The sequence below is a fragment of the Saccharopolyspora sp. 6M genome (assembly GCF_020176775.1).
GTDB lineage: Bacteria > Actinomycetota > Actinomycetes > Mycobacteriales > Pseudonocardiaceae > Saccharopolyspora_C > Saccharopolyspora_C gregorii.
This window is the reverse complement of sequence record NZ_JAIUJZ010000110.1, coordinates 34,421-43,287: the sequence shown is the minus strand read 5'-3', so window position 1 is coordinate 43,287 and position 8,867 is coordinate 34,421. Positions and strand designations below refer to the sequence as shown.

Annotated in this window: 5 protein-coding genes; all 5 read right to left on the bottom strand. The window is 75.1% G+C overall.

Going from position 1 to position 8,867, the window contains the following annotated elements; genetic code table 11:
* Positions 1–85: 85 nt before the first annotated feature.
* Positions 86–2,164, bottom strand: coding sequence for a diguanylate cyclase (locus tag LCD31_RS16210; RefSeq protein ID WP_224959132.1), 2,079 nt, complete (start codon positions 2,162–2,164; stop codon positions 86–88).
* A gap of 391 nt (positions 2,165–2,555) precedes the next feature.
* Positions 2,556–2,948: a DUF2237 family protein gene (locus LCD31_RS16205; RefSeq protein ID WP_224959131.1), complete on the bottom strand. Its 393-nt coding sequence runs from the start codon at positions 2,946–2,948 to the stop codon at positions 2,556–2,558.
* Positions 2,949–3,064: 116 nt separating this feature from the next.
* Positions 3,065–3,808 carry an SDR family NAD(P)-dependent oxidoreductase gene (locus tag LCD31_RS16200; protein WP_224959130.1) on the bottom strand — a complete coding sequence of 248 codons (744 nt, stop codon included), beginning with the start codon at positions 3,806–3,808 and terminating at the stop codon, positions 3,065–3,067.
* Between the two features lie 24 nt (positions 3,809–3,832).
* Positions 3,833–5,557 carry an alpha/beta hydrolase gene (locus LCD31_RS16195; protein ID WP_224959129.1) on the bottom strand — a complete coding sequence of 575 codons (1,725 nt, stop codon included), beginning with the start codon at positions 5,555–5,557 and terminating at the stop codon, positions 3,833–3,835.
* A gap of 110 nt (positions 5,558–5,667) precedes the next feature.
* Positions 5,668–8,808 carry a BTAD domain-containing putative transcriptional regulator gene (locus LCD31_RS16190; RefSeq protein WP_224959128.1) on the bottom strand — a complete coding sequence of 1,047 codons (3,141 nt, stop codon included), beginning with the start codon at positions 8,806–8,808 and terminating at the stop codon, positions 5,668–5,670.
* Positions 8,809–8,867 lie beyond the last annotated feature (59 nt).

Genomic DNA, 8,867 nt, shown 5'->3' with positions numbered 1-8,867 from the left:
CCCACCTCCCCACCGCCACCCGAAGAACTCGAACGCCCCGTCCACACCATCGTCCGGCACCTGCACCAGGAGCTGGGTCGCCGCGCTAGTCGACGACGGCGGGGAGCGGCGGCAGCTGGTGGATCTCGCCCGCCTCGTGCAGGCGCAGGAAGGCGTCCACCACGCCGGGGTCGAACTGCGTGCCGCTGCCGTCGCGCAGCTCCTGCACCGCCTCGTCCACGGTGAGGGTGCGCCGGTACGGCCGGTCGGCGAGCATCGTCGCCCACGCGTCGCACACCGACACGATCCGCGCCTCCAAGCGGATCTCCTCGCCGCGCAGCCCCAGCGGATAGCCCTTGCCGTCCCAGCGCTCGTGGTGCTGGCGCACGATCTCGGCGATGTCGTCCAGGTCCGGCACCGCGCGCACCAGCCGGTAGCCGTGGTCGGGGTGCTCGCGCAGCAGCGCCCATTCGGCGTCGTCGAGCGCGGCGGGTTTGCCCAGCACCGACGCCGGGATCACGATCTTGCCGACGTCGTGCAGCCGTCCCGCGAGTTCCGCGTCCTGCACGGTGCCCGCCGCCGCACCCATGGCCTCGCACACGATCCGGGCGTAGGAGCCGACGGCGCGGCCGTGCGAGTGCGAGGACAGGTGCCGGTCGACCAGGTCGCTGACGGCGTGCAGGTAGCCCAGCGAGGCGGTGTGCTCCGACGCCGAGCCGGGCCGGTCGCCGACGGAGATCCGGTCGCGGCCTTCGGCCTTCGCCGCGTACAGCGCGCGGTCGGCGGCGGCGACGATGCGCACCGGGTCGTCCTGGTGGCCGTCGGCGAGGGCGGCTCCGACGGAGGTGGTGACCGCGATGCTCGCCCGTTCGGCGCGGGCGACGGGTTCGCGGGCGATCGCGTTCCGCAGCCGTTCGGCGATCGCGGGCACGTCCTCCGGTGCGACGTCGGTGGCCAGCAGCGCGAACTCCTCGCCCCCGTAGCGGGCCAGCACGTCACCTTCGCGGACCACCGCGCGCAGCCGCGCCGAGACCTCCAGCAGCACCCGGTCCCCGACGGGGTGCCCGTACCGGTCGTTGATGGCCTTGAAGTGGTCGATGTCGGCGATGAACACGGCGAGCCGGGTGCGGGTGCGCCCCGCCCGCGCCAGTGCTTTCGGCAGTTCCGCCTCGAAGTACCGGCGGGTGTGCAGCCCGGTGAGCGAGTCGGTCACCGCGAGCCTGCGCTGCTCGGAGACCATCACCACGAGCCTGCCGAGGGTGAGCAGGAACAGCACCGCGCACGCCACCGCGATCGCGTTCACCGAACCTTCGGACACCCGCGAGTTCTCCAGCACCAGCACGCCCGGTGCGATGAGCGAGGCGGCCGCGAGCATCGTGACCCGCAGCGGGCTCAGGTTCAGGTCCTTGCCGGGTCCGGCCTGGGCCACCGCCGCCATCGTCGGGTGCAGCCCGGCGGCGCCGAGCGCGATGTTGCCTGCCAGCCACAGCACGTCCAGGAAGTTGCCTGCCGCGTAGCTTCCGTCGATGCGTTGCAGCACGTAGATCGAGTCGGCACCGAGGAACGCCAGCAGGTTGGCGACCAGCAGGAAGAACGCCGGCGGCCGCGGCCCGGGGTCGAGCAGCAGCCGCAGCCCCACCGCCAGCAGCGCCAGGTCCAGCACCGGGTACGCCACGTACGCCGAGGTCGTCAGCGTCGACTCGTCCGCACTGGTCAACGGCTGGATCAGGTACAGCCAGGACAGCAGCGCCGCCGCCACGCCCAGCACGGTCGCGTCGATCAGGCTCGGCAGGTCGCGCCGCGGCGCGCGGGCCCGGATCAGCAGCAGCACCCCGGCGACGATCAGCGGGTAGTGCGACAGGTACAGCACGTCGGCCACGAACGGGAACGTGGTGATGCCCAGCAGGTAGTGCGCGGTGTAGAAGCTCGCGTCGGCGAAGAAGTACACGGTCTGGCTGGCGGCGATCAGCAGCCACGCCAGCTGCCACCGCGGCCGGTACCGGCGCACGCCCAGCAGCAGCGCCGGAACGGCGGAGGCGCTGATCCCGCAGTACAGCACGATGCGCAGCGCACCGGTGCCGTCGACGCCCGCGAGCGCGAAGTAGACCAGCGCGACCAGCGCGCAGCCGATCAGATAACCCGGCCATCCGAGGCCGCCGAACGTCCGGCGGACGGTGCTGATCATCGGTGCCTCTCCACTCGGGACCCGGCCGATCGGCGACGCGTCCGCGTCGGTTCCGCGCGGTGCGGAGCGGGCCCGCCGAAGATCGGCACCACCTTAGTGGCGCGGTCCCGGCCCGGGGAACACGTGGCTCGTGGCCGGAATCCGCACGCGCCGGTGCGCGATGTGGACGGTCCGCCGCCGTGGACGGTTCGTCCGAGCGATGATCGTCCCGCCCGGGTGCGGTGCACAGTGGACCCACCGCTGCACGGCGATCGTGGGGAAATTCCTCACCGCCGGACGCTGCCGCGGCCCGTGACGGGGCCCGGCGGACCGGCGCGGCGCGCAAGGGGGAGCCGCGGCACCCCCGAACCCTCGGGAGCGCCGCAACGAGTGCGGACGCCGACCTCCGCGATCAGGTCAGCGCGCTCGGATCCGCGGGCACGTCCACCGCGTGCTCGCGCAGCGCGCTTAGCGGCACCACCTCGATGGCCTTCGCGTGCGTGGCGGCCAGCAGCACCGGCGGCGCCGCTCCCGCCGAGTACGCCTCCAGCCAGCGCGACGCGCACACGCACCAGCGGTCACCCGGCTGCAACCCGGCGAACCCGTGCTCGGGGCGCGGCGTCACCAGGTCGTTGCCCGTTTCCTGCTGCTGCACCAGGAATTCGGTGGAGACCACGGCGCACACCGTGTGCTCGCCGACGTCCTCCGGCCCGGTCGAGCAGCATCCGTCGCGGTAGAAACCGGTGAGCGGGTCGGTGCCGCAGGGCTCCAGCTCGCCACCGAGAACGTTGCGATCGGTCGTCATGAGGGCACCTTCACTCCAACACCTGGACGCCGGTCCGGGCCGGCACCTCAGGCCCGGAACCCGATGAGGTTCCAGTGTGGCGAGAACAGCGGTATCCGTCCAGTGGCCGCGGCGGTCTAGCGGGGCATCCTGCGCCAGATCGGGCGCGGTACGTAGCGCAGCACCCCGAACAGCACCCGCAGCGCGAACGGCACCCACACCTCCACCCGGCCCCGGCGCAGCGCCTTCGCGGCGGCGTCGGCGACCTGGCCGGGCGTGCTGGAGAACGGTGCCGGGGACATGCCCTCGGTCATCCGCCCGACGACGAACCCGGGCCGGACCACCAGCAGGTGGACGCCGCTGCCGGCCAGTGCGTCGGCGAGGCCGGCGGCGAACCCGTCGAGCCCGGCCTTCGCCGACCCGTACACGTAGTTGGCCCGCCGCACCCGCACCCCGGCGACGGAGGAGAACACCATCAGGCGGCCGCGGCCCTGGGCGCGCATCAGGTTCGCGAGGTGGGTGAGCACGGAGACGTGCGCGACGTAGTCGGTGTGCACGATCGACACCGCGTGCTCGGCGTCCTGCTCGGCCCGCTCCTGGTCGCCGAGGATGCCGAAGGAGACGATCACCTCGTCGAGCGAGCCGTGCCGCGCGGTGAGCTCGTCCAGCAGCGGGCGGTGCGATCCGAGGTCGTCGGCGTCGAACTCGACGCGTTCCACCGCCACCGCACCCGCTTCGCGCAGCCGCGCCTCCTGCTCGTCGAGGTCGCCGCTGCGGCGCGCGGCCAGGACCACTTCGCGGTTGCCGTCGCCGACGAGGCGGGCGGCCAGTTCGACACCGATCTCGCTGCGGCCGCCGAGGACCAGAACCGTGGAGCTCATGGCCGATCAGTGTGCCCGAGGGGTTCAGCGCACCTCGGGTGAGGGGGTGAGGCCGCCGCGGCAGAACGCCACGACCTTCTCCCGCAGCGCACCGTCGGACACGGCGGCCACGGCGTCGTGCCCGGCGTCCACCTCGAGGTACCGCAGCGCGGGCCCGGACAGCGCCGGTCCGGCCAGCTGGTGGCGCAGCGACCTGGCCCGGTCCACCGGCACCAGCTCGTCACCGGTGCCGTGCACCAGCAGCACCGGTGCCGTGTTCGCCGCGGAGGCGCGTGCCAGTTCGTCGCCTTCCACCACCAGCGGCGCCAGCGCCGCGCACGCCGACCACAGGCCGGGGGTGCTGCCCGCGGCCTGCAGGGCGAGCCGCCCGCCGTGCCCGCCGCCGAGCAGGACCGGCCCGGGCAGCCCGGCGCGCTGCGAGCGCAGGTGGTGCCCGAGCGAGATCACCCCGGCCAGGTCCGGCCCGCCCCACCGGCCGCCGTCGGACCGGCGGTTCGGCGCGATCACGGCCACCCCGACCGACGCCAGGTCCTGGAACAGCGGGTGGAACTCCCAGCGCCACAGCTCGCCTTCGGTGTGGTGCAGCGCGAGCACCACGTGGTCGCAGGTCCGCCACTTGGTGCCGCCGTAGACGACGGCCTCGATGCCGCCGCCGAGGCGCAGCAGGTCCGCGGAGGCCCACGGCGGCAGCTCCGGGCCGGTCTCCTCGGGCAGCGCCGAGCAGGAACCGCTCGGTGACACCGTGACCAGCGTCGGCGGCCGCGCGGGCGAGGAGAACGGCACCCGCACCGTCTTGCCGTTCAGGTGCGCCCGGTCGCCGGTGCGGCCCGGCGGCAGGGTCAGCGCGGTCAGCTTGTCCTCCCGCGGCGCGTAGAGGTCGAGCGCCGACAGCGCGCCCGATTCCCGCCGCAGCAGCACCCGCTGCCCGCCGTCGTCGACGGTCAGCGGGATGTGCGTCGGGCACAGCCGGTCCGGGAACCGGACGCTGCCCGCCCCGTCCAGCAGCACCCAGCCGACCCGGTCCGCGCCGCTGGAGGTGGAGCGCACCAGCAGCAGCTTGGACCGCTGGTGGTGCAGCAGGATCCGGTCGTCGCTGCTGGGGGACAGCGAGAACAGCGGTTGCCACGAGCCGCGCCGCAGATCGGCCAGCACCCCTTCCACGGCCTGCCCGGGCCGGGTCAGGTTCAGCGCCAGCAGATCCGCGTCGGTGTCGAGCCACACACCCCCAGTGGCGGCACCGGGCAGCCGCACGAGTGGCTCGACACCGGGCGGGCCGTCGGTGAGTCGCCAGACGGCCGTTCGTTCCGGGTCCTCCTGCGCGACCAGGAAGCCCAGTTGCGCCGCCGACGGGCTCGGCAGCAGATAGCCGTCCGCGGCGCGCACCTGGCCGACGATGTGCGCGCGCGGTGCGGACGGGTCGACGAGTTCCAGTTCGGCGAGTCCGCCGCCGCGGTTCACCAGCAGCAGCACCCGGCCGTCACCGAGCGGCAGCACCTGGGCGCGCGGGTCGACACCGGAGTCGGTGTGGATGAGTTCCGGTTCGCCGCGGACCTTCCCGGGCAGCTGGCCGAAGCGGCGGGCGCGCAGCGAGTGCGGCCGGGGGCCGCGCGGGGCGAACGACCACAGCTCCAAGGTCGAGACCTCGGCGCTGGTGCGGATGCACGCGATCTCCCGGCCATCCGGGGAGAAGCCGAAGTTCGACCTGGACACGGCGGACGTGGCCGGCCGGATCGGTGCGGGTGCGCTCATGAGCACCCCGGGAGGGCGGATTGCACTCCGCGAGAGTAGGAAACCGCAGTTCAGGGCGGTTTAGGGTTTCCTTAGAGGTGAGCCTGTATCACCCGTCCCGGGCAGGATCCTCACTCGGAGGTGTCAGCCGGGCGGCGAGTTCCGGGAACGCCGGGGAACGGGCGCGGATCGATGGAGATCTCCTGCATCCGCTTGCGGTAGAGCTCGTAGCGCCGCCGCGCCTCGCCGAAGCGTTCCGCGCGCAGCAGGGTGGCGACCAGGTCGAGGTGCGCCTCCTCGTCGTACTGGTCGTCGCGCAGCAGCCGCAGCGCGAACCGCGCCACCCGGTCGGTGTCGCCCTCGTCGCGGGAGCGCCGGGTCAGCGCCCGCAGCAGCGCGGCGTGCGTGGTGCGCAGCTCGTCGGCCAGCGCGTCCGCCCACTCCTGGTACGGGTCGTCCTCCAGGAAGTCGCCGGTGTAGGCGGCCTCGGCGTCCAGCAGCAGCGCGGTCGCGGCGGGGGAGTCCTCGCGGTCGGCCTGCAACGCCCGGTCGGCGAGGGCGAGGAACGATTCGACGTCGATGCGCACGCACCTCGGGTCGAGACCGACCGTGCCGGTCTCGCTGGTGCGCAGTACCGATCCCGCGGCCGGGCCGGACGTGGCCAGCACGTCGCGCACGGTGGACAGCAGCACCGAGAGCCGGTTGCCCGCGCGTACCGGGTCCACCTCCGGCCACAGCAGTTCCATCAACTCTTCGCGGCGCATCGGGCGCCGCTTGGCGACGAGGATCTTCAGCAGGTCGCGGGCCTTGCGGGACTGCCAGGCCGCGCGCGGCACCGGCACCCCCGCGTGCTCGATCCGGAACACGCCGAGCGCGCGCAGCAGGACCGGCGGCGCCAGCCGGGCGACCGCGGCCAGCGGGCCGGCGGCGGCGCGGGCGTCGGCGGCGGCACCGTGCTCCAACAAGGTGCGTTCGGCGAGTTCGGCCACCGCGCCCGCCCCGCCGGGGGCCGGGGCCAGGCGGTGGCGCAGCAGCAGGGCCTGCGCCTCGTCGAAGGCGAAGCCGCCGTCGCGCCAGATCTGCACCGCTTCGTCCAGCGCGGGCCCGTGCACCAGCGGATCGGTGGCGGTGACGGCGGTGAGCGCGAGCGCTTCGGCCAGCCCCGGCTCGTCCCCGCGGGCGCGGGCCTGCTCGGCGGCGAGTGCCGCGTCCGCCCTGGCCGGTTCCGCGTCCCCCGCCTCCCAGGAGATCCAGCCGCGGGTGAGCAGCGCGCGCACCTCGTGCAGGTGTTCGCCGAGGTCGATGGCGCGCTGGGCGAGCAGCCGGGCGCGCGCCGGGTCGTCGGCGGCGCGGGTGCGGGCGAGCCCGACCAGCGCGGAGCTCGTCGCGAGCACGTCGCGCGCGGGTTCGGCCAGCGACAGCGCCTCCTCGTAGGCGGAGCGGGCGCGTTCGAGCCTGCCGCGCAGGCGGTGCACGTCGCCGCGCACGCACAGCGGCCACGCGAGGAACCCGGTGCCGAAGCGGCCGAACACCTCGCAGGCCGCGTCCACCGCGACGGTCGCCTCGTCGAACCTGCCGAGCCTGGTCAGCGCGTGGGCGCGCTGGGTGAGCGCGTGCGCGCGCAGCAGCGGGTCGTGGTGCTGCTCCGCCGTTCGCAGCGCCGCGTCGGCCTGCGCCAGCGCCGCGCCGGGTTCGCCGGATTCGGTGCGGTGCAGCGCGCGCAGCACGTGCAGCCTGCCGAGGTGCGCGTCGGCGGCGTTGTCCGCGGCGGCGAACCACGCGGTGCGCGCCGCGCGCTGGTCGCCGCGGGCCGCGGCGAGCACGGCACCGGCGAGCGCGGCGACCGGTGCGGTGCGCGGGTGACCGCGCTGCTCGGCGATGTCGGCGGCCCGCCGCGCCTCCCGCTCGCCGCGGGCGGTGTCGCCGGTGAGCCGGTGCGCCAGCGCGGCGGTCGCGTGCAGCCGCACTTCGTCGGCCGGATCGCCCGCGGTGCCCGCGGCGGCGGCGCAGGCGGCGAGCGCCTCGGCGGGTTCGGCCCTGGCGAGCGCGGCGTCGGCGATCCGCCACGCCAGGCCGGGTTCGGCGGGGTCACCGGCGCGGGCCCAGTGCGCGGCGGCTTCCGGCCACCGTCCGCGCAGCCGGTGCGCCTGCCCGACCACGCGGGCGATCCGCTGGTCGTGCTGCTCGCCGCGGAGGGTGGCGGCGTCGAGCACGACGTCCACGTGCCCGTCGTCGAGCAGCCGGGCGCCCGCCTCCACCAGCAGCGCGGCGCAGCGCTCGGTCTCGCGGGCCGCGACGAGTTGCCGCAGCGCGCGTTCGTGCCTGCCCGCGCGGTGGTGCTCGTCGGCGGCCTGCCGGTGCAGCGCGGTGCGGACCTCGGGGGTGACGGTGCGCGGTTCGGCCAGGAACTCCGCGAGCGGTGGCACCAGCGCCCACCGCCCGGTCGAGGCGGGCCGCAGGAGTCCTCGCCGGGCCAGGTCCGTGAACACCCCGCCCTGCTCCTCGTGGGTGACGTCGCCGAGCACGGCCAGCCGGTGCAGCGCGTGCCGCGCCCGCTCCGGTTCGCGGTCGAGGACTTCTTCGGCGAGGTACGGGTGGAACCGGGTGGCGGGTGGCAACCCGCCGCCGCGCGGTTCGGGCACGGCGCGCAGCGAGTCGATGGCCCGGCACACCGCGGCGGGCCAGCCGCCGGTGCGTTCGCCGAGCTCGTGGGCCAGCGCGATGTCCGCGGTGCCGAGGCAGCGCTCGATGAGCTCGGTGATCTCGTCGGCGTCGAAGGCGAGCAGCCCGGCGTCGATCTCGCTGACCTTGCCCTGTCCGCGCAGCCGTTCCAGCGAGAACGGCGGTTCGTGCCGGGACAGCAGCACGATCCGCAGCCGCGGGGGAGCGCTCCGGCACAGGTCGGCGAGCAGCGCCGCCGCGTGCTCCCCGGCCTCGTGCAGGTCATCGACGACCAGGTGCAGGTCCACCGCCAGCTCGCGCAGCCACTCTCGGACGGCACCGCGGTCGGGTTCCGGGACGGGGCCGGGCAGGTGCGGGCGCGCGGCGTCGACGAGCGTCGCCAGCAGCCGTCCCGCGTCGTCCCCGGCCCCCTCGGGGAACCACCAGGCGGTGCCGCCCGCGGACGCCGCCCAAGCGCGGACCGCGGTGGTCTTGCCCCAGCCCGCCGCCGCGATCACCAGGCAGACCCGGTTGCGGGTGGCGGTGGCGAGCGCGTCCGCCAGCACCGGGCGCGCGATGGTGCTCGTGCCGTGCCGGTCTCGACCTCGCATCGCCCCTCCCCGCCGTTCCGCTCCGGGTTTCCGCGCCCGGTCCGCCGCGCCGGAGCCGT